Origin of the sequence: Mycobacterium sp. (assembly GCF_965229105.1) — a bacterium.
In the GTDB taxonomy this organism is placed as follows: Bacteria; Actinomycetota; Actinomycetes; order Mycobacteriales; family Mycobacteriaceae; genus Mycobacterium.
On record NZ_OZ245858.1, the window covers coordinates 2,562,850 to 2,586,580 of the forward strand.

The 23,731-nt window shown below is 64.8% G+C and carries 19 protein-coding genes; 12 read left to right on the forward strand and 7 right to left on the reverse strand.

Annotation, left to right across the window (positions count from 1 at the left end; genetic code table 11):
- The first annotated feature begins 176 nt into the window (after nucleotides 1-176).
- The 3 genes from ADBZ9O_RS12315 to ADBZ9O_RS12325 are packed head-to-tail and all read left to right on the forward strand — an operon-like array spanning nucleotide 177 to nucleotide 4,461.
- Entirely contained in the window at nucleotides 177-2,408 is a 2,232-nt protein-coding gene (locus ADBZ9O_RS12315) for a propanediol/glycerol family dehydratase large subunit (protein ID WP_526533104.1), read from the forward strand.
- Nucleotides 2,405-2,740, forward strand: coding sequence for a diol dehydratase small subunit (locus ADBZ9O_RS12320; protein ID WP_526531550.1), 336 nt, complete (start codon nucleotides 2,405-2,407; stop codon nucleotides 2,738-2,740). The genes ADBZ9O_RS12315 and ADBZ9O_RS12320 overlap by 4 nt, the downstream gene beginning before the upstream one ends.
- Nucleotides 2,680-4,461, forward strand: a complete 1,782-nt coding sequence (locus ADBZ9O_RS12325; protein WP_526531552.1) for a diol dehydratase reactivase ATPase-like domain-containing protein — start codon at nucleotides 2,680-2,682, stop codon at nucleotides 4,459-4,461. The genes ADBZ9O_RS12320 and ADBZ9O_RS12325 overlap by 61 nt, the downstream gene beginning before the upstream one ends.
- On the opposite strand, the gene ADBZ9O_RS12330 is transcribed toward ADBZ9O_RS12325, so the two are convergent.
- A complete protein-coding gene (locus ADBZ9O_RS12330) occupies nucleotides 4,458-5,180 on the reverse strand; it encodes an enoyl-CoA hydratase/isomerase family protein (RefSeq protein WP_526531554.1) in 723 nt (240 codons plus the stop codon). The two genes, ADBZ9O_RS12325 and ADBZ9O_RS12330, sit on opposite strands and share 4 nt — an antisense overlap.
- A gap of 263 nt (nucleotides 5,181-5,443) precedes the next feature.
- On the opposite strand from ADBZ9O_RS12330, the gene ADBZ9O_RS12335 reads away from it, so the two are divergent.
- From ADBZ9O_RS12335 to ADBZ9O_RS12350, 4 genes are read left to right on the forward strand one after another with little or no spacing between them, the layout of a single operon-like run.
- Nucleotides 5,444-6,634 (forward strand): amidohydrolase family protein, encoded by a 1,191-nt coding sequence (locus ADBZ9O_RS12335; RefSeq protein ID WP_526531556.1) that lies wholly within the window; start codon nucleotides 5,444-5,446, stop codon nucleotides 6,632-6,634.
- 29 nt (nucleotides 6,635-6,663) lie between these two features.
- Nucleotides 6,664-8,088, forward strand: a complete 1,425-nt coding sequence (locus tag ADBZ9O_RS12340) for a FadD3 family acyl-CoA ligase (RefSeq protein WP_526531558.1) — start codon at nucleotides 6,664-6,666, stop codon at nucleotides 8,086-8,088.
- Nucleotides 8,085-8,723: a fatty-acid--CoA ligase gene (locus ADBZ9O_RS12345; protein WP_526531560.1), complete on the forward strand. Its 639-nt coding sequence runs from the start codon at nucleotides 8,085-8,087 to the stop codon at nucleotides 8,721-8,723. Before ADBZ9O_RS12340 ends, ADBZ9O_RS12345 begins: the two co-directional genes overlap by 4 nt.
- 10 nt (nucleotides 8,724-8,733) lie before the next feature.
- Nucleotides 8,734-8,922, forward strand: coding sequence for a (2Fe-2S)-binding protein (locus ADBZ9O_RS12350; protein WP_526531562.1), 189 nt, complete (start codon nucleotides 8,734-8,736; stop codon nucleotides 8,920-8,922).
- Here the strand turns inward: ADBZ9O_RS12350 and ADBZ9O_RS12355 are convergent.
- From ADBZ9O_RS12355 to ADBZ9O_RS12365, 3 genes are all read right to left on the reverse strand, one after another.
- Entirely contained in the window at nucleotides 8,909-9,649 is a 741-nt protein-coding gene (locus tag ADBZ9O_RS12355; protein WP_526531564.1) for an Rv1363c family protein, read from the reverse strand. The genes ADBZ9O_RS12350 and ADBZ9O_RS12355 overlap by 14 nt on opposite strands.
- Nucleotides 9,646-10,491: an Rv1363c family protein gene (locus ADBZ9O_RS12360; protein ID WP_526531566.1), complete on the reverse strand. Its 846-nt coding sequence runs from the start codon at nucleotides 10,489-10,491 to the stop codon at nucleotides 9,646-9,648. Before ADBZ9O_RS12360 ends, ADBZ9O_RS12355 begins: the two co-directional genes overlap by 4 nt.
- A 209-nt stretch (nucleotides 10,492-10,700) precedes the next feature.
- On the reverse strand, nucleotides 10,701-10,829 hold the full coding sequence (locus ADBZ9O_RS12365; protein ID WP_526531568.1) for a hypothetical protein: 129 nt from the start codon (nucleotides 10,827-10,829) through the stop codon (nucleotides 10,701-10,703).
- A 41-nt stretch (nucleotides 10,830-10,870) separates the two neighbouring features.
- On the opposite strand from ADBZ9O_RS12365, the gene ADBZ9O_RS12370 reads away from it, so the two are divergent.
- Complete coding sequence (locus ADBZ9O_RS12370) at nucleotides 10,871-11,791, forward strand: phosphotransferase (protein WP_526531570.1); 921 nt, start codon at nucleotides 10,871-10,873, stop codon at nucleotides 11,789-11,791.
- Nucleotides 11,792-11,811: 20 nt separating this feature from the next.
- Nucleotides 11,812-14,268, forward strand: a complete 2,457-nt coding sequence (locus ADBZ9O_RS12375) for an FAD-dependent oxidoreductase (protein WP_526531572.1) — start codon at nucleotides 11,812-11,814, stop codon at nucleotides 14,266-14,268.
- On the opposite strand, the gene ADBZ9O_RS12380 is transcribed toward ADBZ9O_RS12375, so the two are convergent.
- From ADBZ9O_RS12380 to ADBZ9O_RS12390, 3 genes are read right to left on the reverse strand one after another with little or no spacing between them, the layout of a single operon-like run.
- Nucleotides 14,249-15,148, reverse strand: a complete 900-nt coding sequence (locus ADBZ9O_RS12380; protein WP_526531574.1) for an EamA family transporter — start codon at nucleotides 15,146-15,148, stop codon at nucleotides 14,249-14,251. The two genes, ADBZ9O_RS12375 and ADBZ9O_RS12380, sit on opposite strands and share 20 nt — an antisense overlap.
- Nucleotides 15,149-15,187: 39 nt before the next feature.
- A complete protein-coding gene (locus tag ADBZ9O_RS12385; RefSeq protein ID WP_526531576.1) occupies nucleotides 15,188-16,570 on the reverse strand; it encodes an aminotransferase family protein in 1,383 nt (460 codons plus the stop codon).
- Nucleotides 16,571-16,588: 18 nt separating this feature from the next.
- Nucleotides 16,589-18,094, reverse strand: a complete 1,506-nt coding sequence (locus ADBZ9O_RS12390; RefSeq protein WP_526531578.1) for a CoA-acylating methylmalonate-semialdehyde dehydrogenase — start codon at nucleotides 18,092-18,094, stop codon at nucleotides 16,589-16,591.
- A gap of 80 nt (nucleotides 18,095-18,174) precedes the next feature.
- On the opposite strand from ADBZ9O_RS12390, the gene ADBZ9O_RS12395 reads away from it, so the two are divergent.
- The 3 genes from ADBZ9O_RS12395 to ADBZ9O_RS12405 all read left to right on the forward strand — a co-directional run bounded on the left by ADBZ9O_RS12395 (nucleotide 18,175) and on the right by ADBZ9O_RS12405 (nucleotide 23,728).
- Nucleotides 18,175-19,794, forward strand: a complete 1,620-nt coding sequence (locus ADBZ9O_RS12395) for a PucR family transcriptional regulator (protein WP_526531580.1) — start codon at nucleotides 18,175-18,177, stop codon at nucleotides 19,792-19,794.
- A gap of 126 nt (nucleotides 19,795-19,920) precedes the next feature.
- Entirely contained in the window at nucleotides 19,921-23,226 is a 3,306-nt protein-coding gene (locus tag ADBZ9O_RS12400) for a hypothetical protein (protein ID WP_526531582.1), read from the forward strand.
- On the forward strand, nucleotides 23,126-23,728 hold the full coding sequence (locus ADBZ9O_RS12405; protein ID WP_526533106.1) for a hypothetical protein: 603 nt from the start codon (nucleotides 23,126-23,128) through the stop codon (nucleotides 23,726-23,728). Before ADBZ9O_RS12400 ends, ADBZ9O_RS12405 begins: the two co-directional genes overlap by 101 nt.
- Nucleotides 23,729-23,731: the final 3 nt, after the last annotated feature.

Below are 23,731 nucleotides of genomic sequence, written 5' to 3' on the forward strand. Positions count from 1 at the left end.
TGTGACGGACTAGTTGTCAGGGATTGAGTAGCTCCAGCACCGCCGTGCGGTGAGAGGATGAAGGCCGGCGACCCAGGACCACTGGGTCGCCGGCTCCAGTACTGAGGAGGGCCGGCCCGGTGGATCACGTCGACAAGGGCGAGGACACGTACGAACGAGATCTCGATCTGGGGCGGATGCGGGTTCTCGACGCCAAACCGGTGAACCTGGACGGCTTCAGCGTCGTCAACCCGGGCCTCGGGTTGGTCGCGATGCACAGTCCTCATGATCCCGAGCCTTCACTGGTCATCCGGGATACCCCCGATGGCAAGCAGGTCGTCGAGCTCGACGGTAAAGCGGCGGCGGACTTCGACGTGATCGACGAGTTCATCGCGCTGTACGGCCTGGATCTCGAATCTGCACAAGAAGCCATGGCGCTCGAGGACAGGACGCTGGCCAGGATGGCCGTCGACGTCAACGTGCCACGGGCCGAAGTGGTGCGCCTGATCGGTGGGACCACGCCGGCCAAGCTGGCCCGCGTCGTGGCACTGCTCACGCCCGTCGAGATGCAGATGGCGATGAGCAAGCTACGCGCCAGGAAGACGCCGAGTAACCAGGCGCACGTCACCAATCAGCTCGACGATCCGCTGTTGATCGCCGCCGACGCGGCCAGCGCCGTCGCCTACGGTTTCCGGGAGGTCGAGACGACCGTCCCGGTGCTTGGCGATGCGCCGTCCAATGCGGTCGCGCTGTTGATCGGCAGCCAAGTGGGAGTCCCAGGAGCGATGGCCCAATGCTCCATCGAGGAGGCGATGGAGTTACGTCTCGGGCTCCGCGGCCTGACCAGCTACGCCGAGACCATCTCGATCTATGGCACCGAACAAGTCTTCATCGACGGGGATGACACCCCGTTCTCCAAAGCGATCCTCACCTCTGCCTACGCCTCGCGCGGACTGAAGATGCGGGTGACCAGTGGGGGTGGCGCCGAGGTGCTGATGGGCGCGGCCGAGCAGTGCTCCATCCTCTACCTGGAATCCCGGTGTGTGTCGCTGGCCCGAGCTTTGGGATCACAGGGTGTGCAGAACGGCGGTATCGACGGTGTCGGTGTGGTGGCGTCGGTACCGGAAGGTATGAAGGAGCTGCTTGCCGAGAACTTGATGGTGATGATGCGCGACCTGGAATCCTGCGCAGGCAATGACAACCTGATCTCCGAATCCGATATCCGCCGCAGCGCGCACACATTGCCGGTGTTGCTTGCAGGCGCAGACTTCGTCTTCTCGGGTTTCGGATCGATCCCGCGTTATGACAATGCCTTCGCCCTGTCGAACTTCAATTCCGACGACATGGACGATTTCCTTGTGTTGCAACGTGACTGGGGAGTCGATGGTGGCCTGCGCACTGTCTCCGTCGAGCATCAGGCGAGGGTGCGCCGGCGCGCGGCGACCGCGGTACAGGCGGTCTACCGCGATCTCGGTCTTGCCGACTTCGGTGACGACCGGGTCGACGCGGCTGTGGTGGCCAATGGGTCGCGTGACCTACCGGCCGGTGACCCGAAGGCCGTCGCAGAGGCGGCTACCGCCATCGAGGCCAAGCAGCTCACCGTGTTCGACGTGATCGCATCGCTGAAGCGAACGGGGTTCGATTCAGAAGCCGAGGCCATCATGGTGTTGACCCGTGAGCGGTTGCGCGGTGATCAGCTGCAGACCTCGGCGATTTTCGACGAGAACATGCAGGTGCTGTCCAAACTGACAGATCCGAACGATTACGCGGGCCCGGGTAGTGGCTACGCGCTGACCGATGCTCGGCGCGCCGAGATCGACGGCATTCGCCAGGAACGGACCACCGCAGAACTGACCGCCGATCAAGCCGAGCATCGGGACCACATCGTCCTCGCCGATGTCGAGCCCGCCCGCCAAGGCAGTGATCCCCGGGAGGTTTGCATCGGGCTCTCGCCGGCGTTCGGCCGCACGGTCTGGCTGAGCCTGTGCGGACTCACCGTGGGTGAAGTGTTGCGCCAACTCTCGGCCGGTCTGGAGGAGGAAGGGTGTGTGCCGCGACTGGTACGTGTTCGCTCGACCATCGACGTCGGGATGATCGGATTGACCGCGGCCCGATTGTCCGGGTCCGGGATCGGAATCGGGTTGCAGGGCAAGGGAACCGCACTCATTCACCGCCGGGATCTGGCTCCGCTGGCCAACCTCGAGCTGTTCAGCGTCGCCCCGCTGTTGACTGCCAAGAACTACCGCGAGCTGGGCAGGAACGCGGCGCGGCATGCCAAGGGAATGGCCCCCGTCCCGATTCTCACCGGCGGTACCGATGAATCGATCTCCGCGCGGTACCACGCGCGGGCAGTTGCGCTGGTCGCACTCGAACGGGACTGTTGCGAACCCGGCCAGGCCCCTATCACGGTGGAGGTGACGCGGCGATGAACGACGAAAAGTTCACCGTCCAAGCTGCGGTCGATGGCAAACTACAGCTAGCGGATCTTCGGATGGACCCGCAGACACTGGCTCATCAAGCCGCCGTCGCCGAAGCCGGCGGGAATCCGCAGCTTGCCGAAAACTTCCGGCGTGCAGCAGAACTCACCAGCATCGATGACGAAGAGGTGATGAACCTCTACGAAGCACTGCGTCCACACCGCTCTTCTGCCGAGCAGTTGGAGGCGCTGCGGGTGTCGCTGGAGGCGCGCGGCGCGTCGCGATGTGCAGAGTTGGTGAGCCAGGCGGCCGAGGTCTACGCCAGGCGAGGCCTATTGCGGTGAGCAGCGGGATTGTTGTCGCTGGCATCGATATCGGCAACCACACCACCGAGATCGTCCTCGCTCGCATCGCGCCAGGAACCCCCGCGGCTCCCGTCGAACCGATCGCCCAGGGTCAGGCTCCGACGCGTGGTCGCAAGGGCTCCACGGAATCGCTGGAAGGCGCTGCCGCGCTGCTGCAGAAGATCGAAGTCGATGTCGGTGTGATGGCCGACCGCTTGTTGTTGTCCGCTCTTCGCCCGGTGGATACGGCGACGGCGCCGCTGCCACCGCCGTCGTCGCCCCGATCGCCGGTGCGAAGTCTGCGCAGGCCCGACGCCAGCACGCCGGCCGGAACGGGCTCGGGAGTCGGCAGGCACGCGCCGTTGAGCTCCCTTGACGGCGACGTCTTCGACGGTCCGGCAATCATTTCCGTTGATTCCAGCACCGATTTCGAAGTGGCGGCGCGTGAGATCAACGCCGCGGTTGACCGCGGCTGGCACGTCGTCGGGGTGATCGCTGCCGAGGACGATGCGGTGCTGATCCGCAACCGGATATCCATCGATGTGCCGGTTGTCGACGAGGTGGAGCTGGCTGGTCTGGCGGCGGGGGCGTTGGTTGCGGTGGAGGTCGTTGCCGAGGGCCGCGCCTACCGCGCGATGGCGGACCCGATAGCGCTGTGCGTCGCTCTGGAACTCGGGCACGAGCAGATTCGGCATGTTGCCGAGTTCACCCGCGAGCTGGCGGATTCCCCGGCGATCGCCGTGGCCCGCCGCACCGGACGCCCTGATCCTCCCGCGGTCGATGACGACTATGTCGATTGCACGGTCGACGGGCAGTTACGGCGCTACTCACCCGCGCAGGCACACAGCGTGCTGCGTGGCCAAGCACCCGGCAATGTGGTGGCGGTCCGGCTGCGTTCAGTTCCCACGGCCAAGCACGGCATCGCAGTGGACGACGCGTTCTTCACTGACCTGTCGTCGATCGATAACGGTGCGTGGCTGCGGCGCGGCGTGGCCGACACCCGCGGCACTGTCGTCGCGCTGCTGGCCGCCGAGCATGCCGCCGACGCAGCCGCGACTCTGCAGGCGTTGACCGGCCGTCCCACCGAGACACTCGCCAGCGAACCGGAGGCTGCGGCAGTCGGGGCGCGAACCACGCCAGGATTGCCTCCGGAGGCCGTGGTGTGCGATATCGGCGGGGGCACAATCGATTTGATCGGCCCACGCCACACGGTGATCGCTGCCGGTGCAGGGGAGGCGATCACCACGGCGGTGGCGCAGGTCCTCGGTATCCCACGAGCGCTGGCGGAACGGGTGAAGCGGTCGCCGGCGCTGCGGGTGGAGGGCCCCCACGTCGCGCATGAGGAGGACGGCCGTCGACTGTTCCTGGACAGCCCTGCCCCGGCTGACGCGATCGGCCGGTTGTGCACGCGCGGCGGGGCAGGCCTGGTGCCGTTTTCCTACAAGCTGGCCGCCGAGGAATGGCGCAGCCTGCGACTGGCAATCAAACAGGAAACGGTCGCGGCGAACATCACCCGGTGTATGCGGGCCTTCGAGGAACCACCTGCGGCGCTGGTGCTGGCCGGCGGAGGTGCGCTTGACGATGAACTCATGCGCACCGTCGGCGAGTCGCTGCGTTCGATCCCCGTCGCGGTGGGCCGGGCGAATATCGATGGCGTGCACGGTCCGCGGTTCGCGGTGGCCTCCGGCCTGGTGCACCTGTATGCCGCCGGACACGGCTAGCGTTTCAACACCCGGTCTGCCGCAGCCCAGTGCTCGTCATCAACCCAGAGGTCAGCGAACGCGCTGACAGCCTCGGCGGGTGTGGCGCCCCTGATGACTCGTTTGATCGACGTGGCAGGCCGGTTGGTCAGCGATCTGGCGATTGCGCGCCAGCCCTCCTCGAAGGAGGCTCGGGGCAGCACCTGATCGACCAGCCCGACGCGTTCGGCCGCGGCCGCATCCAGGATGGTGCCCGCGCCGGCGAGGAGTAGCGCCCGACCCGGTCCGACAAGCGCGGCAAGGCGTTCGGCCCCACCCCAGGCGGGCATGATCGCCAGCGTGACCTGGTTGAAGCCGATCCTGATGTCATCGGCTGCGATGCGGATATCGGCCGAGACCGCAACCTCGGCGCCGCCGCCGAGCGCGTGGCCATTCAGCGCCGCGATAACCGGTGCCGGGAAACCGGCGATCTGATCGCAGATCGATCGCATCCGATTCGCCATCGCCGACGCCTCGTCGAGCGTGCGCAGCTTGGCGAGTTCCTTGAGGTCGCCGCCGGAGACGAAGGCACGGTCCCCGCCGCCGCGGATGACCAGGGCCAAAGCGCCGTGCGCCCGCTGCAGCGCATCCTCCAACTGATCCATGGTTTCCGGCGCAATCGCGTTACGGGCAGCGGGACGGTCGATCGTGATGACGGCAAGGCCCTCGACGCCGCCACTGTCCAGCTCCAGTTCGACCATGAATGCGTTCTCCCGACTCGGTATTGAGATTCTCAAAAAAGAGAATAGTTCGCCCGCCACGGCCGTTCCGCGGCGAGATGCGTGTCGATCCAACCACTCCGGAACCCAGGTCCTCGCGGCAGACGCCGGTCGAGCCGCGTGAGCGGTATCCGAACGGGGTTGGTGTCCGCCAACGACGAGCTCCGAGGGCATTCGGTAGTCGTACCCATTGCCTCCACAGCGGTGTGAGAATATGATTCTCACTAACTGCAAAGGAGAATTCCATGGGACAGCTTTCCCACAGGGTCGATATCCCGTTTCCACTTTTCGACGCGGATAACCATCTCTACGAGCCGCCAGAGGCGCTGACGAAGTTCCTGCCCAAGGAATACAAAGATGTCGTCCAATACGTCGAGATCAACGGCCGGACGAAGATCGCCCTGAAGGGGCAGATCAGCAACTACATCCCCAACCCCACCTTCTCGGTCGTCGCCAAGCCAGGCGCCTGGGAGGAGTACTTCAAGTTCGGCAACCCGGACGGCAAGAGCAAGCGTGAGCTGTTCGGCGAGCCGATGAGGGCGATCCCCGCCTTCTTCGAGCCCGGTCCGCGCCTGGAGAAGATGACCGAACTGGGCATCGACCGATCGCTGATGTTCCCGACCCTGGCCAGCCTGATCGAGGAGCGTCTGTCCGACGACCCGATCGCCATCCACGTCATCGTCCATGCGCTCAACGAATGGCTGCACGAGGTCTGGGGCTTCAACTACAAGAACCGGATCTTCACCACCCCGGTGATCACCCTGCCCATCGTCGAGAAGGCGATCGAGGAGTTGGAGTGGGCGGTCAAGCGCGGTGCCCGCGCCATCCTGATCCGCCCGGCGCCCGTGCCCGGCTTCCGCGGACCGCGGTCCTTCGCGCTGCCGGAATTCGATCCGTTCTGGCAGAAGTGCGTCGAGTACGACATCTTCGTGGGGATGCATTCCAGTGACAGCGGTTACTCCCGCTACACCTCCGAGTGGGACGGCGGCGCCCAGGAGATGCTGCCCTTCCAGACCAACGCGATGGGCATTCTCAACGAGTGGCGCCCGATCCAGGATGCGGTCGCGTCCTGGGTGATCCATGGCGCGCTGTTCCGGTTCCCGACGCTGAAGGTGGGCATCGTCGAGGCGGGTTCGAAGTGGATGTTCCCGCTACTGGACTCGATGGCCGAGGTCTGGAAGAAGGCACCAGAAGCCTTCCTGGGCAACCCGATCGAAGAGATCAAGAACCGTATCTACGTCAGCCCGTTCTACGAAGAGGGCATCGACGACCTGATCAACCTGATCGGCGTCGAGCAGGTGCTCTACGGCTCTGACTGGCCGCACCCAGAGGGCCTCGCGGAGCCGACCCATTACGTCACCGCACTCGAGCACCTCGCCCTGGAAGATCAAGCAAAGATCATGGGCGGCAACCTGAGTCGCCTCGTCACTCTGTGACGGAACATCAATGGCAGACCATCCCGGAAATGGTCTTGAGCGTCGGCGACCGCTTCGGTGATTCCGAAGCGGTCGTCGACGGGTCGACGCGACTGACGTTCAGGCAGTTTGCCGATCGGATCCGCTGTGCTGCCGGGGCGTTCGCCGAGTTCGGGATCGGCAAAGGCGACCGCGTCGCGATCTGGGCCCCGAACTCCTATCGGTGGATGATCGCGGCCTTCGGTCTGATGGCCGCAGGCGGTGTGCTGGTGCCGGTGAACACCAGGTATCGGGCCGAAGAGGCCGCCGATATCATCACCCGCAGCGGGGCCAAAGCCGTGCTGATCCAAAAGGGCTTTCTCGGAATGGATTACGACACCCCGCCGGGGGTGCCGGTGATCGACCTGGAGTCTGAGTTCCTCGCCAGCGGCCCGCCCTTCGAGTTGAACGCCGATGCTCTGAGCGGCGCAGATGTTGCCGATATCGTCTACACGTCGGGAACCACGGGACGCCCCAAGGGCGTCATGATGACCCACCAGCAGACGCTTCGGCTCTATAGCGAGTGGTGCGATCTGGCCGACCTGCGCGAGGCCGACCGCTATCTGATCGTGAACCCCTTTTTCCACACCTTCGGGTGGAAGGCGGGTTGTATAGCGGCGATGATCCGCGGCGCGACGGTATTACCGGTACCGGTTTTCGATATCGACAGGGTGGTCGACCTGATCGAGCGCGAGAATGTCACCATGCTCCCAGGACCGCCGACCCTGTATCACTCGCTGCTCGAAGTGCCGGATAAAGACCGGTTGTCGAGCCTGCGCGCGGCAGTCACCGGATCCGCTGATATCCCGGTCGAACTCATCCGTCGCGTGCGCAGTGAGCTGCCTTTCCGGTCGATCATGACAGGCTACGGACTGACCGAGGGCGGAACTGTCACCGCCTCGCGCCCGGGCGACTCCTTCGAGGACATCGCGACCACCGTCGGGGTGGCCTGTGAGGGGATGGAATTGCGCGTCGCCGACGACGGTGAGCTCTTGGTTCGGGGCTACAACGTGATGAAGGGGTATCTCGACGATCCCGTGGCGACCGCCGAGGCGATTGACATCGACGGTTGGCTGCACACCGGTGATCTGGCCACGATCGACGGTGACGGCCGGGTGCGGATCGTCGGTCGCAAGAAGGACATGTACATCGTCGGTGGATTCAACGCCTACCCGGCCGAGATCGAGGGCTTCCTGATGGAACACCCGGCCGTCGCGCAGGCCGCGGTGATCGGTGTGCCCGACGAGCGACTTGGGCAAGTGGGCAAGGCCTTCTTGGTATTGAAGCAGAACTCGGAATCCGTTGTCACAGAGACGGATCTGATCGCCTGGAGTAAACAGCGGATGGCCGGGTTCAAAGTGCCGCGCTCCCTGGTGATCCTCGAGGCCTTACCGCTGAACGCAACGGGCAAGGTGATGAAAGACCAGTTGCGGTGAGCGTGTCCGACGTTTACCAACACTCCCTGGTGATCGCGTTCGACTACCGCATTCCGGATCCGTCACGGGTGGGCCCGCTCCTGGAGAAGCGGACAGCTGCTCTCGCAGAGATGGGTGCGCATCATGTTCTGGTTTACCGATCGATTCATGAATACGGCCGCGTGCTGGTGATGACCGGCGTGCACAGCCGGGAGCCGATCGTCAATCTGATGCGCTCGGGCCTTCTGATGGATTGGTTCGATTCCGTTGGTGTCGAAGATATTCCGGCAGTCTTCGCCGGCGAGATCGTCGAACGGTTCGATCTGACCGAACCGTCCGAGGCGCCGCTGGCACCCGGTGTTGTGGTGGCGGGAATTGTCTCGGTCGATGATGTGGCGATCCTGACCGCACAGCTGCGGGTAGCGGCGGATCGGTTCAAATCATTCGGGATCAGAAAGCTGTGGGTGTTCCAGGCGTTGGACGACTCGCGGGAGGTCCTGATCCTGCAGGAGGTCGACGACGAGGACAGTGCCCGCCGCTGGATGGATTATCCGGACGTGGCGACCGAATGGATGACGCACTCAGGCGTGGGGGTGTACCCACCGCTTTTCATCGGTGAATTCGATCGCATGGTCCGCATCGCCGGAGCGGAGTAGAGCTGCGCCGATGTATGTCTGCCTGTGCGTCGGCGTGACCAGTCATACCGTCGCTGACGCCGTCGCCGCCGGCGCGTCGACCTCGAACGAGGTGGCCACGATGTGCGGTGCGGGCTCGGAATGCGGGCGCTGCCGCCGGTCCGTGCGGGCGATCATCGAGTCGGCCGCCCGCCCGCGAACCGTCCTCAGACCGGATTGAACTCCGAGATCAGCCAGTTGCCGTCGACCTTCGTCATCTTCACCAGCACGCTGCTGGCGGCCATTGCCGGGTCGGGGCGGTCCTTGCTCAGGGTCGTCTGATTCACGAACACCAGGACCGTCGCTGAATTGGGCTGTATCTCCGAGACGGCTGCCTGCACCACTTTGGCGTCGGTCTTGACCTGCTTCTGCTGCACCGCCGGGCGCACCACCTGATCGGTGAAATCGCTGTAATAGCTGAGGAATTGACCGGTCAGGCGGGATTTTGCGTTGGCGAGATCCTTGTCGAGAGATTCGGGTCCATACGACAACACCGCAACCGTGCCGTCGCGCGCTGCGGCGACCGCGGACTGCTGAGCGCTTGGTCCGACTTGCTGATCAGGCCGAAACTGAAAGAAGTAGAGCCAAGCGGTCAGGCCGGCAGACGCGACCAGGGCTACCGCGAGCACGATGGCGCCGACCAAAGCGTAGGGCCGCCTGCCGTCGCTGCGGGCGAACCGCTTCCGCGGTGCAGCGGCGGATACCGTCTCCGGATCTGACTCTGCGGGCTCTTCGACTGCCTCGGACTCGTCGGAAACCTCGGACTCGTCGGAAACCTCGGACTCGTCGGAAACCTCGCCAGGTTCTGTCAGCGCAGGTTCCGTCAGCGCGGCGGCGGACGTCGTTGTGTCGCTGGTGGTATCGGCAGGTGCATCCCCGCCATCGTTCTTATCGCCATCAGTGCTCACGGGACAAACTCGACTTTCGACATCTTGATCTGGTCGTTCTCTTTGATCACAGTCACCGACAGTCGCCAGTTCCGTGGGCTGGGCTGCTGGCTGGCGTTGTTGGCGACCTGCGATGTTGCGGTCAGCAACACCACGGCTGAGTCATCGGTCATGGACTCTACGGCGGTGGCCGTGACGGCTGTGGAGGTCACGACCTTGGAATCCTTCATCACGGTGAGGAAGTCCTGCTGGCTTTTCTGGAAGTCGTCGTGAAACGAGCCGGTGGTGCTGTCCAGGACGCGCTGCAGATCAGCCTGGCCGTTGTTGAAGTTCAGCGACATCAGGTTGACGACGCCCTGCCTGGCACCGGTGGCGAACGCGTTTGCGCGATCCTCACGTTGCACGGCGTTGCGATGGCTCCAGATCATCAGGCCGCTCAGCACGAGGAAGGCCACCAGCGCGATGACGGCGACACCGACCGCGACGGGCTTCCACCCTGGCACCCATGTGCGTGTGCGTTCGGCCGGGAAATCGACAGGCGCTTCGGGGTCGTCTTCGGTGACAGCTTCTTCGGAAGCAGCCTTTTCGGAAGCAGCGTCCGGTGCGTCGCCCTCGTCGGTATCGACGACGGTGTCGGCCGTGTCAGCAGCGGCAGCCGCTCGTTCGGCGGCCTCACGCTCGATCAGAGCTGCCCGGGATTCTTCAGCTTGTTGGCGTAGGCGGGCCGCCTTGGCGCGGGCGGCGGTGGCGGCGGCCAGGGCCTCCGCTTCGGCGGCGTCGGCCTCAGCGGCGTCGGCCTCGGCCGCGAGTACCGCGGGATCGGTGTCGCTGGCTGGAGTCCCGTTGGTGGAACGTGCCGCCATCAGAGCCCCGACACCGACGGAGAGCCGTCGCCAAATGGGTGCATGACAGTGCGTGTCCGCTCGTTGGACGGCATCGTTACCTCCTGGTCCGTCCTGACGGTACGGGTGAGAATGACGTTACTCCCCGAATCTGAGAGCGCACCCAATCGCACTCGGCCGCAGCAACAAACCACAGCTGATCTGCGGAAATGTCATTTCCGATTTTGAAATTACCCTGTGCGTGACACCGTGTAGGCAGGCCTGCTGACCTGCGGGTGTCCGGCCACGAGGATGACGGTGCCGCCGGGGATTGTCAAGGTTGCGCGCGGCATGTCGATGGCATAAGCCGGCCCGCTCATTGGTCCCCGCTTGTGGGGCTATGCCACTAGCGTTACTGACCATGTCGTTCTCGCTCAGCGATGCTGCGCTGGACGCATTGTTGGAGCAGCTGCCGCTGTTGGCCGGACGACCGCGGCGGGTCGAGGATCTCGCCGGCGGTTTGACGAACCGCAACGTCAAGGTCACCACCGAGACCGGGGTGTACGTCGCTCGTTGCGTGGATCCGGCCAATCTGTTGGGAATCGACCGGGACCAGGAGTACTACAACACCAAGGCCGCCGAACTGGCCGGGGTTGGCGCGCCGGTGTACGACTATCGCCCAGACCTGGGCATCCTGCTGCTTGGCTACCTCAATGGCGCCACGTTGACCAATGACGATTTCGCCCGGCCTGGAGTGATCGCCAAGGTGGCCAAGGCCTGCCGCGCGCTGCACGACGGACCCCGCTTTCGCGGTGAGTTCGATATGTTCGCCCAGCAGCCCGCCTATTTGAAGGTGGTGCTGGATAACGGGTTCCGAATCCCGGATTCCTACCTCGACTTCGCGGACCAGTTCGACAGGATTCGACAGGTACTGGCGGCCACTGCCGAGCCGACCGTCCCGTGCAACAACGATCTGCTGGCCGCGAACTTCGTCGAGGATGGCGACAAGATCTGGCTGATCGACTACGAGTACTCCGGTAACAACGACCCCTGTTTCGAGCTGGGCAATATCTGGCGCGAATGCCGGCTTTCGGTCGACGGACTCGAAGAACTGGTCAGTGTCTACTACGGACGGCCACTGCGGCATAAGCTCGCACGGGCCCGGCTGCAGGGCACCGTTTCCCAGTACGGCTGGACGCTGTGGGGATGTATCCAGAATGGCTCCAGTCCACTGGAATTCGACTTCTGGGAATGGGCGATGGAGCGTTACGACAATGCGGTGGCCGAGTTCGGCCGCCCTGAGTTCAGCCGATTGCTCGACGAGGCGTCGGCCGATGACTGAAGTGAAAGGATGCCCGCCCCGTGGCTTCGATACCTTTACCTGACCGGGCGCAGGTCGTCGTCGTCGGCGGCGGCGTCATCGGAACCAGCGTCGCCTATCACCTGACGAAGCTCGGCCACACCGATGTCGTGCTCATCGAGCAGGGCCAGCTGTCGTCGGGAACGACCTGGCACGCGGCCGGGCTGGTCGGACAGTTACGCGCATCCGAAAGCGGGACCCGCCTCGTTCAGTATTCAACCGAGCTCTACGCCGAACTGGAAGCCGAGACGGGTCTGTCCGCCGGCTACAAACAGTGCGGCGGTGTCACGGTTGCCCGATCCGAAGACCGGATGGTGCAACTGCGCCGGACCGCCGCCAACGCCGCCGCCTACGACCTCGAGTGCGAGCTGCTGACTCCTGCGCAGGCCTTCGAGCGTTATCCGGTGATGCGCGTCGACGATCTCGTCGGGGCCATCTGGCTGCCCGCCGACGGCAAAGCCAACCCGACCGACCTGACCGGTGCCCTGGCCAAGGGCGCACGGCAGCGCGGTGCGCGCGTCATCGAGCACACCAGAGTCATCGACATCCTGATCGCCGACGGGCACGTCACCGGGGTCCGCACGGATGCCGGTGACATCGAGGCGGACATCGTCGTCAACTGCGCGGGCCAGTGGGCGCTGCAGATCGGGCTGATGGCCGGGGTCAATGTGCCGTTGCATTCGGCCGAACACTTCTATGTCGTCAGCGAAACCATCCCGGGTGTCCACCCTGACATGCCGATCCTGCGCGATCCCGACGGCTACACCTATTTCAAAGAAGAGGTCGGCGGCCTGGTCGTCGGCGGTTTTGAACCCGAAGCCAAGCCCTGGGTGTCGCCGAACAACATTCCCTACCCGTTCGAATTTCAGCTGCTGGACGAGGACTGGGACCATTTCCAGATCCTGATGGACAACGCGATGTTGCGGATTCCGGCGCTGGAAGAAACCGGAATCAAGAAGTTCTACAACGGGCCGGAGAGTTTCACTCCCGATAACCAGTTCATCTTGGGCGAGGCGCCGGGACTGAGGAATTTCTTTGTGGCCGCGGGCTTCAACTCAGTCGGTATCGCCTCGGCAGGCGGCGCGGGCCGCGCCCTGGCGGAGTGGATCGTCAACGGTTCGCCCACCAGTGATCTCACCAGCGTCGACATCCGTCGTTTCGCGCCCTTCAACGGTAACGTCACCTGGTTGCATGACCGGGTCGCCGAAATCCTCGGCCTGCATTATGAGATCCCTTGGCCGAACCGGGAAATGACGACCGCGCGGCCGTTCCGTCGCTCGCCGGTCCACCACCTCCTGGTGGACGCGAACGCCAATTTCGGCAGTCGGATGGGGTGGGAACGCGCGAACTTCTTCGCCCCGCCCGCCGCCGCGCCGATCATCGAATACTCCTGGGGTAAGCCGAACTGGTTGCCGTGGTCGGCCGCCGAGCAGACCGCCACCCGCACCGGCGTCACCGTCTTCGACCAGACGTCGTTCTCCAAATATCTCCTCGTCGGCGAGGACGCCGAAGCCGCGCTGCAGTGGCTGTGCACCGCCGATGTGGCGGTGGACATCGGCACCACGGTGTACACCGGCATGTTGAACGCCGGTGGCACCTACGAGTCGGATGTGACGATCACCCGCACCGCGCGCGACGAGTTCCTGATCGTCAGCAGCGCGGCCACCACCGAACGCGATAAGGACCACATCCGGACGAACCTGCCCGACGGTGCACGCGCGACGCTGGTCGACGTGACATCGTCGTTGGCGGTGTTCGGTGTGATGGGTCCACGCTCTCGTGAGCTGTTGGCCGCCTTGAGCGACGCTGACCTATCTGATGAGGCGTTCCCGTTCGGGGCCAGCAGGCAGATCTCACTGGGCTATGCGACCGTTCGGGCGACCCGGATCACCTATGTGGGCGAATTGGGTTGGGAGATCTATGTTCCCACTGAGTTCGCGGTCGGGGTGTATGAGGACCTGATGTCGGCGGGGGCAGAGTTCGGGGTGGTGCGCGGCGGCTATTACGCGATCGAATCGCTGCGATTGGAGAAGGGCTACCGCGCGTTCGGTCGTGAGTTGACCCCCAACGACAGCCCGGTCGAGGCGGGTCTGCTGTTCGCCTGCAAGCTCACAACCGATATCGATTTTCTGGGCCGCGCGGCCGTCGAGCAGGCGAAGGCGGCAGGGCCGCGGCGCAGACTGGTCAGCTTCGCGGTCGACGATCCAGCTGCCATGTTGTGGGGTGGTGAACTGGTCCTGCGCGACGGGGTCGCGGCCGGACAGGTCAGCTCGGCGGCCTGGGGCGAGACGACGGGAGCATGTGTGGGCCTGGCGTATGTGCGGTCCGCCGATGCTGCGCCCGTCACTGCAGATTGGGTCAAGGCCGGCCGCTACCAGGTCAACGTCGGGGGCGAGCTGTTTCCGATCACGGTGTCGCTCAAGGGTATCTACGATCCGGCTAACTCACGGATCCGCTGAGCCCGCGGGCCGATCGGACCGCCCCAATGCAGGCCACCGACACCAGGGCAATAGCCAGATAGCCCAGCGCACCCAACTGCTGCCCGAGCACCAGCCAGCCGGCTATCGCCGCTGTCACCGGTGAGATCGAGGTGAGGATCGCAAACGTCCCTGCCGAAAGTCGTCTCAGCGAAAGCAGTTCCAGCGAGTAGGGAATGACCGAGGACATCAGACCGACGGCCAGGCCGAGGCCGACGACATGCCAGTGCAGCGCGGCGAAGGTGTCCAGCGATGTCACCGCAAAGGGCGCGATGGCGATGGCGCCGATCGCCGTCGCGATGGCCAGCCCGTCCAGCCGAGGGAGCTCCGCACCGGCCCGTGCCGAGGCAAGGATGTACGCCGCCCATGCCACCCCGGCACCGGTAGCGAACACCACACCTTTCGCGTCGATACCGCCGAGCTGGTGCTGCATCAGACCCAGCAGTGCGACCCCCGCGAAGGCCAACGCCGCCCACAGCCATGCGACCCCGCGGCGGCTGACGACCACGGAGAGAACAAGCGGTCCCAGTACTTCGATCGTCACGGCAACGCCAAGTGGAATTCGGTTCAGCGCGAGATAGAAACAGGTGTTCATCACCGTCAACGCCGCTGCCAGCGCGACCGCAGACAGCCAGGCCCGAGAGGTCAGCCCACGCAGCCGGGGGCGCATCACGGCACAGAGCACCAGTCCCGCCACGGCCAGCCGGACGAACACCATGCCCAGCGGTCCCAACGCGTCGAACAGCGTGACCGCCAGGGCGGCGCCGAGTTCTTGGCTGATGGCAGCCAGGACTACCAGGACAACAGGTCCGACCGGTCGATCCCGTCGCGGGCGAGTGTGGACTTCAGCGACGTTTCTCAATGCGGAAGCGTGCCTGAAGTCCACACTCGGCCAACAGCTTTAGACGACGTAACCGTCAGCGACGGTCAATGCAGCGTCCAGGATGCCCAGGCCTTCGGCCACTTCGGCGTCGGTGATATTGCAGGCCGGCACCGCATGGATACGGTTGAAGTTCGCGAACGGCAGCAGGCCGCCGGACTTGCAGGCGGCGATGACGGCGTTCATCGCGGGGCTGCTACCGCCGTAGGGCGCCAACGGCTCACGGGTCTTCTGGTCCTTGACCAGCTCGATGGCCTGGAAGACACCGAGGCCACGGGTTTCACCGACCGATGGGTGCTTGGCAGCCAGCTCGCGCAGACCGGGGCCGAGCACGTCTTCGCCGATGCGCTTGGCGTTGGCCACCATGCCTTCGTCTTCCATCGCATTGATGGTCGCCACGGCGGCAGCACACGCCAGGGGATGACCGGAGTAGGTCAGGCCGCCCGGGTAGGCGCGGTCGGCGAACGTCGAATAGATCGCATCGTTGATGGCGACGCCGCCCAGCGGCACGTAACCGGAGGTGACGCCCTTGGCGAAGGTGATCAGGTCGGGGACGACGTCAAAGTTCTGGATGGCGAACCATTCACCGGTCCGGCCGAACCCGGCCATCACCTCATCAGCGATGAACACCATGCCGTACTTATCGCAGATCTCCCGCACGCCGGCCATATAGCCCGGCGGCGGCACCATGATGCCCGCGGTGCCGGGTATCGACTCCAGGATGATCGCGGCGAACGACGCCGGACCCTCGTGCTGGATGAGCCGCTCCAGGTAGTCCAGTGCGCGCTCGGTCTCCTGCTGTTCGTTCTCGGCGTAGAACGACGAGCGGTAGAGGAACGGGCCGTTGAAGTGCACGACGCCGCCGCTGGCGTAATCGTTGGGGTAACGCCGCGGGTCGCCGGTCAGGTTGACCGCGGTGTCGGTGCCGCCGTGATAGGAGCGGTAGCGCGAGAGCACCTTGTAGCGACCGGTGTGCAGCCGCGCCATCCGGACCGCGTGCTCGACGGCGTCGGCGCCACCGTTGGTGAAGAAGACCCGGTTCAGGTCACCCGGGGTGCGCTCGGCGATGAGCCGGGCCGCTTCCGAGCGGGCCGCGTTGACGTGCTGGGGTGCGATGGTGCACAGCTTGGCCGCCTGTTCGGCAATGGCGGCAACAACTTTCGGATGCTGATGGCCGATGTTGGTGAAGACCAACTGCCCGGAGAAGTCGAGCAGCTTGTTGCCGTCACCGTCCCAGACGTACTGCCCGTCGGCGGCGATGATCGTCATCGGCTTGATCTGCGCCTGCGCCGACCAGGAGTGGAAGACGTGCTTGCGGTCGAGTTCGTAGGCGTGGGCGCCCTCGGCGATCGCGCTCTCGACGTCCTGGCCGTTGGGCAGAAGGTGAGATTCAGTGGTGGTCATGGGATAGGAGCTCCTGACTCAGTTGTTCTGGGGGAAGCCGAGGTTGATCCCACCGTGGCTGGGGTCCAGCCAGCGAGTGGTGACAACCTTGCCGCGGGTGAAGAAGTGCACACCTTCCGTTCCGTGTGCGTGGGTGTCGCCGAACAGCGAGCTCTTCCAGCCGCCGAAGCTGTAATACGCGGTCGGCACCGGGATGGGCACGTTGATGCCGACCATACCGACCTCGACTTCGTTCTGGAACCTGCGCGCGGCGCCACCGTCATTGGTGAAAATGGCGGTGCCGTTGCCGTACGGGTTGGAATTGATCAGGTTGAGCGCTTCTTCGTAGGAGTCGACCCTCACCACCGACAGCACGGGTCCGAAGATCTCGTCGGTGTAGACGCTCATGTCGGTGGTGACATTGTCGATCAGGGTCGGGCCGAGCCAGAAGCCATCGGCCTCGCCGTCGGGTGTGACATCCCGTCCGTCGACCACAATCGTGGCCCCATCGGCTTCGCCTGCGTCGATATAGGAGGCCACCTTGTCGCGATGAGCCTTGGTGACCAGGGGGCCCATATCGCTGTTGCGGGTGCCGTCGCCGGTCTTCAACGGGGTGGTGCGGGCGGCGATCTTGGCGACCAGCTCGTCGGCGATCGGGCCGACCGCCACCAGCGCGGAGATGGCCATGCAGCGCTCGCCTGCGGAGCCGAAACCGGCATTGACCATCGCGTCGGCGGCCAGGTCCAGATCGGCGTCGGGCAAGACGATCGCGTGGTTCTTGGCCCCGCCGAGCGCCTGCACACGCTTGCCGTGACGGGTCCCGGTCTCGTAGACGTACTGCGCGATGGGGGTGGAGCCGACGAACGAGATGGCCCGGATCTTCGGGTTGGTCAGCAGTTCATCGACGGCGACCTTATCGCCCTGGAGCACGTTGAATACGCCGGCGGGCAGGCCGGCCTCGGCCCACAGTTCGGCGATCCACAGCGCGGCCGACGGGTCCTTCTCGGACGGTTTGAGCACCACGGTGTTACCGGCGGCGATGGCGATCGGGAAGAACCACATCGGCACCATGGCCGGGAAGTTGAACGGGGAGATGATGCCGACCGGCCCGAGCGGTTGCCGGATAGATGCCACGTCGACGTTTGTCGAGGCGTTCTCGGTCATCCCGCCCTTGAGTAGATGTGCGATACCGCAGGCGAATTCGACCACTTCCTGGCCGCGGCTGACTTCACCGAGGGCATCGGAGACGACCTTGCCGTGCTCGGAGGTGATGATCTCGGCCAGCTCGTTCTTGCGCGCATTGAGCAGTTCCCGGAAGGCGAAGAGCACGGTGGTCCGCTTGGCCAGGGAGGTGTCACGCCACTCCGGGAAGGCGGCGGCGGCGGCGTCGATCACGGTCCTGGCGTCTTCGACATCGGCCAGGGCCACATCGCCGGTGACCTGACCGGTCGCGGGATTGGTGACAGGGGCGGTGCGGTCGCCGGTGCCGGCGAACTTCTTGCCGTCGGCCCAGTGGCTGATAGTGCGAACGCGGGTGGAAGTCATGCCTTGATTCTCGGGGTATAGGGGAACAATTGGCTCCGACGTTCTGTAACTGATCGGACTAGAACCTTTACACTACGTAAATGCAGCCGACGATTCGGGAGATCCTGGCGCTGCCAGTCGTGACCGCCGGCGAGCCTGAGGTGGTGCTCGGGTCGACGGCGCGGGGAGCGCTGGACCAGCCGGTGCGGTGGGTGCACGTCAGCGACCTCGCTGACCTGTCGAACCTGCTCGAAGGTGGCGAGCTCGTGCTGACCACCGGCCTCGCCCTGACCGACCGCGAACACCGGGTGGATTACCTACCGCGGCTGGCGGCCGCCGGTGCGGTCGCGGTCGTCGTCGAACTTGGGCTGCATGTCGATGCGATACCGGCCGATGTCCTCGATGCGGGCCGTGGACTGACGCTGGTGGTGATCGCGTTGCACCGGCCGGTGCGCTTCGTCGAGGTCACCGAAGAGGTGCACCGCCGGATCGTCGCCGAACAGTACGCCGAGGTCGACTACGCCCGTCGCGTGCACGAGGCATTCACCAACCTGAGCATGAGCCGGGCGTCGCTGGACGAGATTGTCGCGGCCGCGGCCGAAATCCTCTCCACCCCAGTAATATTGGAGGACCTCAACCGGCAGGTGCTGGCTTTCGCCGGCCACGGCGTCCCGACCGCCGAACTGCTCGCGAACTGGGATCGCCGGTCACGGCTGACACCGGCCTCTGGCGACGGGTCATGGTCGGTCACCGCAGTCGGCCCCTACCGCCAGGAGTGGGGCCGCCTGGTGGCGCCGAATGTCGTTGGCCCCGGCGACCCTGCGGTGAGCACCACCCTGGAACGTGCGGCGCAGGCGCTGGTACTGCATCGCATGATTGAGCAGGACCGCACCTCGCTGGAACTGCGGGCGCAGGGTGGGTTGGTCGAGGACCTGCGCCGGGGGCGGATCCGCGACGAGGCCGAGGCCACCAGCCGGGCCTACGCCCTCGGGTTGCGTCCCGCCCTGACCTACGTGCCGGCCTGTGTGCGGTGGGCCGAAAGCACCGGCGTCGATGCGGTGCTGGTGCAACAGCGCAGGGCCAGAACACTCGATGCCGTTGTACACGCGATACGTTCGGCCGGGCATACCGTCCTGGCCGCCGGCTCCGATGGCGGTCAGATCGACCTCCTGCTGGCGCCGCAGCGCACGGCTGCGGGCGCTGGTCTGCCCGTCGCGGTGCTTGCAGAGGTCTGCACCTCGATCCGCCGAGCGGTCACCCGCATCGAGGGCATCGCGGACTGCGTGACCGGGGTCGGGCCGGAGTCAAGCCGCCTTGTCGACGCGGCCGGTGGACTGGCCGAGGCCGAACACGTCGCAGAGGTCGCGATAGCGCTGCCGGTCGGGGACAAGTCCTTCTACCGCGCGGCCGATGTGCGACTGCGCGGACTCGTCGGGTTGATCCGGTCCGATCCGCGGGTGCAGGCGTTCGCGGAGACCGAGCTGCGCGGTCTGCTCGAGTATCGGGCCAAGCACGGCGATCGCGGCGTGCAAGCCTACGAACTGTTGCGCAGCTTCCTCGACGTCGGCGGCAACAAGACTGAACTCGCCAAGCGGACCCACCTGTCCCGTCCCACGCTGTATTCGCGTCTTGCCGCCCTGCAGCGGTTGGTGGGCGTCGACCTTGACGACGCGGAATCGCGAACGTCACTGCATGTGGCGATGCTCGTGCTGGACAGGTAGCGCACTACTCGCGGTAACCGGGCCGGGCCGCCATACGTTCGATGGGCTGGCGCCTGGGCAGTCGTCGGCTCAATCGATGGCAAGGGGGCCATGATGGCGTCGAACAGGACTGGCTGCAGTAAAGCGATGATCATCGTGTGCATCGCAGGTGCTCTGGTAGCGGCGGCCTGGGCAGTACCCCTGGGCAGACTCGCGTACGACACGAGCCTGATCAGGTTCACCTTCGGTGACGCCTTGGGTGTCGTCGATCACCGCAAACTGCTATGGGATCTGGCCTTCATCGCTTGCTATGGCCTCGCACTCCTGTTCTGCGGGTGGCTGTTTCGAAGTCTCGCCATCTCCGGGTTCGGTACGTTGATGGCGAAGATCATTCTCGTGGCGGTTTTCGTCACGATGGTCGCGGACGTGGCCGAGGATGGCTTTTTGTGGTCTGCGCAGGCTGGCACGTGGCTGCAGGATGCCGCGGGCGCGGCGGCAACGGTGAAGTGGTGCTCTGCAATCATCGCGGTGCTGGCAGTGCCCGCGGCCGTTCTCGTAGTGGGGCGGCTGCTGTGGACCAGCTTCCGTTTCCGCTTCGCGAAGACTGGCGACCCGCAGACCGGTAAACCGTGGTGGGAGTCTGTCATCGCCAAAGCAGACCCACCGGAGTTCGCTCCTGAAGAGTTGGACCTCGTCCTGCGAGAACAAGGCGGCTGGGCCAAGGCTTATCGAGTGCCCGGGACAGCCGAAGTTCTGCAGCGAAGCATGACGCGGGGCGAACCGACCACCGCGATCTGTCTTTCCGGCGGTGGCGTCCGGTCCGCATGCGTTGCGATGGGTGCCACCCAGGAATTCGCCGAGAACGGACACCGGGAGGAGAGCAACCTACTGGACAACGTCGACTACATCATCTCGGTATCCGGCGGCGGATACACCGCTGGGGCAAGGCTGCTCACCACCCAGCCCGAGGATCAAAGTCCCACGCTCACTCCTGGCTGGAAGAGGAAGAAGGCCCGGCGGGGGTCATCTGAGGCCGAACCTTGGAAGCCATTGAAATTATCGGACCGATACAGCCAGGGGTCCCTCGAATTCGACTATTTGCGTAGGCATTCCAGCTATATCGCCGATTCACCCAGCGGCCTGGTGGTCGCGCTCGGTGAGGTATTGAAGAATCTGCTCGCCTCACTTGTCGCACTGTTCTGGATCCCTGTGGCACTGGGCTTCGCGGTCGGACTCTTCTACGTCTGGCAGCCGCTTGCCGCCATTGTGCCGGCATCGGCAGATGCCGTGTCCAACGCAGGCGCGGACTCGATGTCTCTGACGGGAAATGCGGTGGCTTGGTGGGCGGTGGTGGTCTTCGTCGTCGGTGCCTTGGCATTCCAAACATTGGCCATGGTGATGGAGTGGCTGGGCGTGGCCGGCGGCTGGGAGTGGCTCCGCGAGCGCTTCACCGTCGCAGCCAACGGCGCGGCCCTGTTCGCGGTGGTCACTCTGGCGATCACCATGGCAGTTCCGGAACTGATGAAACTCTGCGGCAATTTTTTGCCCTACGGCGTTGGTGGCCACGTCGGCGGTATCGCCGGGGTGGTCGGCTTGCAGTACCTCGTGTCGGTCGGTGCCATGGTGTGGCGCAAGAAGTCTGCGGTGCCCAAGAAAGACGGCGGCGTGAAGTGGACGCAGCGCTTACCTCGCGCGATCTTCCAGTACGCCATGGTGGTGCTGACGCTGACGGTATTGACGGCTCTGTGGCTCTTGGTGTTTGGCTCGGTCGCCGCATACGTCTTCAGGTCGGTGATCGGTTCTTCTGGCGTGCTGCTAACGGCGGTGCCGCATTGGCTGATCTGGATCACGGTACTGAGTGGCGTAGCGATCTTCCTCGGCGTCGCCGATGTCACGTCGCTGAGCTTGCATCCGTTCTATCGGGGCAGATTGGCTCGCACGTTCGCGGTGCGTCGGCTACAGATCCTCGGCATGTCACGATGGCGCGCCCAACGGTATGCGGGGAGCGAGGCGACCTGGCTCGACGCCTACGGGACAGTCAAAACCGTTGATGAGAAGGGTGTTCCGTGCCCGGACAAGACGGCGCCTCAATTCGTCTTCGCGGCGGCAGCGCCGATATCCGGTGACGAGAAGCCCGCGCCAGGGCTCAACGCCGTTTCCTTCGTGATGACCGCAGATTACGTGGGAGGGCCAGAACTCGGTTGGCTCAAGACGCCGGAACTCATCCGAGTTGCGCCGCCGCGGGTGCGGCGTGACCTGACAGTGCAAGCCGCAGTCGCGGTCAGCGGTGCCGCCTTCGCCTCAGCGATGGGACGCCAAAGTTCCTGGGCATCAACGCTGCTCGCGGTCTCTGGGGCGCGGCTCGGCACCTGGTTGCCCAATCCGTTCTTTGTCAGGCGGCTCGTGGGTTCGCTCGACGACGACGTCGCGAAGCCGGATGGTAAGGAGCTCGCGAACCTGCGCGCCGACATGGAGTCGGCCAGGACCGCGACGTCTGCGGTGAACACCGATGACACGGTCAGGGTCTGGCCGAAAGGCCTTCCCACGATGCGAGGTAACGGATATTTCTACCGGGAGCTGCTTGGACTGCATAAGAAAGGCGGTAGGTTGCTGCAGGTCACCGACGGCGGACACTACGAGAATCTCGGGCTCGTCGAAGCGCTGCGCCGTCGCTGCCAGTTGATCTACTGTGTCGACGCCAGCGGAGATACGCCCCCGCTGGTCACGGGTTTGGCCGACGCCATCAGGCTGGCCGAGAGTGAGTTGGGTGTCACGATCGCCTTTCGTGAGGGTGAGGACGAGACCTACACGTTGGCGAACCTCGCGCCAGGATCCGGCGAGCAGTTCGCGGAGCCGGATGGTCTCGCGTCATTGAACAAACGCGTGACGCGTCAGGCGGTACTGGTCGCCGATATCACCTACCCGGAGGCGGCAGGCCTGGACAAGAGTCGCCGCCGCGGTGTGCTGATCGTCGCAAAAGCGGTGCTCTGGCAAGACTGCCCACCTTGGCTGCTCACCTATGCTGCGGCGAAGGGCAACGAGATCTTCCCGCACGACCCGACCTCTGATCAGTGGTTCAACGAGGCGCAGTTCAGTGCATACACCGAATTGGGCCGGTTGATCGGAAAGAGCGCGGTCGACGTGGGCACCGCCGAATACGACAAGCTGGTCGAGAACTATCCACGCCCTCCGCAACCGCCGCCGGTGAATGGCGGTGTTGTGCCGAAGACTGTGCTGGGATTGTCCGATGACGGACGGTTCAGAGGATCGACCACCAACCCCCGCGATCACGGCGCGAGGAATCAGGGTAAAGGGGCCGTGGGGTCCGATCTACGGCCCCATCGATCTGGACATCAACGCTGGGGGAGTCACAGCGTTGGTATGTCCTGGTGGTTCAGGGCGCACCGCGCTATTGATGACGCTGGCCGGGCGGATGCGGCCGGACGATGGTGAGCTGACGGTTTTCGGGCATACCCGGGCGAAGGACATCTTCGGCGCATCTGCCCTGGCCGGTATCGACGAACTCGACACGGTGGCCGAATCGGTCACGGTGGGTGACCTGATCACCGAACAACTCCGCTGGGACGCGCCGTGGTACCGCCTCGTCAGGCGATCCGATGAGGCGGATCGCGCGCGGGTCTGCGGCCCGGTGTTCGGTGAACTGCCCTTGCCGTCGCTGACGGAGTATTTCGAGGAGCTCAGTGAACTGGATCGGCTACTGCTGCGGATCGCACTCGCCAACACAGCGCGGCCCCCGCTGCTGGTGGTCGGGCACCTGGACTTCGTCACCAGTGATCTCAACCGGGAGCTCCTCATCGAGCGCCTCGTCGACCTGGGCCGGCAACAGACCGTCATCACCGCAACCGTCAACGAAATCGTCGGTCACGACGTCCGGCAGCTGCCGGTCGCGAATACTTCCCGCGCTGAAGCGGGTCACACGGAAGGTGCCAAGTAGCCG

Bases quoted from the DNA above. Each gene is read 5' to 3' on its own strand.
- ADBZ9O_RS12315 (WP_526533104.1), top strand. From the start codon at position 177: ATGCGGGTTCTCGACGCCAAACCGGTGAACCTGGACGGCTTCAGCGTC.
- ADBZ9O_RS12320 (WP_526531550.1), top strand. From the start codon at position 2,405: ATGAACGACGAAAAGTTCACCGTCCAAGCTGCGGTCGATGGCAAACTA.
- ADBZ9O_RS12325 (WP_526531552.1), top strand. From the start codon at position 2,680: ATGTGCAGAGTTGGTGAGCCAGGCGGCCGAGGTCTACGCCAGGCGAGG.
- ADBZ9O_RS12330 (WP_526531554.1), bottom strand. From the start codon at position 5,180: ATGGTCGAACTGGAGCTGGACAGTGGCGGCGTCGAGGGCCTTGCCGTC.
- ADBZ9O_RS12335 (WP_526531556.1), top strand. From the start codon at position 5,444: ATGGGACAGCTTTCCCACAGGGTCGATATCCCGTTTCCACTTTTCGAC.
- ADBZ9O_RS12340 (WP_526531558.1), top strand. From the start codon at position 6,664: ATGGTCTTGAGCGTCGGCGACCGCTTCGGTGATTCCGAAGCGGTCGTC.
- ADBZ9O_RS12350 (WP_526531562.1), top strand. From the start codon at position 8,734: ATGTATGTCTGCCTGTGCGTCGGCGTGACCAGTCATACCGTCGCTGAC.
- ADBZ9O_RS12360 (WP_526531566.1), bottom strand. From the start codon at position 10,491: ATGGCGGCACGTTCCACCAACGGGACTCCAGCCAGCGACACCGATCCC.
- ADBZ9O_RS12365 (WP_526531568.1), bottom strand. From the start codon at position 10,829: ATGAGCGGGCCGGCTTATGCCATCGACATGCCGCGCGCAACCTTGACA.
- ADBZ9O_RS12370 (WP_526531570.1), top strand. From the start codon at position 10,871: ATGTCGTTCTCGCTCAGCGATGCTGCGCTGGACGCATTGTTGGAGCAG.
- ADBZ9O_RS12385 (WP_526531576.1), bottom strand. From the start codon at position 16,570: ATGACCACCACTGAATCTCACCTTCTGCCCAACGGCCAGGACGTCGAG.
- ADBZ9O_RS12390 (WP_526531578.1), bottom strand. From the start codon at position 18,094: ATGACTTCCACCCGCGTTCGCACTATCAGCCACTGGGCCGACGGCAAG.
- ADBZ9O_RS12395 (WP_526531580.1), top strand. From the start codon at position 18,175: ATGCAGCCGACGATTCGGGAGATCCTGGCGCTGCCAGTCGTGACCGCC.
- ADBZ9O_RS12400 (WP_526531582.1), top strand. From the start codon at position 19,921: ATGATCATCGTGTGCATCGCAGGTGCTCTGGTAGCGGCGGCCTGGGCA.